General features: G+C 68.0%; 1 protein-coding gene. It reads left to right on the forward strand.

The genetic code is table 11. The features are described from left to right. The coding region (locus C7C46_RS33615) for a transposase (RefSeq protein ID WP_181442688.1) at window positions 1–250 on the forward strand (250 nt) is incomplete at both ends.

The following is a 250-nucleotide window of genomic DNA, read 5'->3' on the forward strand; positions in this document are numbered from 1 at the left end:
GTCTTCGAAACCCGGAGCGTGCACCAGATCGTGTCCCGCTCCGTGGCCCTGGCCAGCGGCATCACCGAGGACGGCCACCGCGAGGTGCTCGGGGTCATGGTCGGCGACAGCGAGACCGAACTGTTCTGGACCGAGTTCCTGCGCTCCTTGCGTGAACGCGGCCTGGGCGGGGTGAGACGCGTGATCGGCGACGACCAGCTCGGGCTGGTCGAGGCGATCCGCAAGGTCATGGTCGGGGCTTCCTACCAAC

It is taken from the genome of Streptomyces tateyamensis, from assembly GCF_003205575.1.
Lineage (GTDB): Bacteria > Actinomycetota > Actinomycetes > Streptomycetales > Streptomycetaceae > Kitasatospora > Kitasatospora tateyamensis.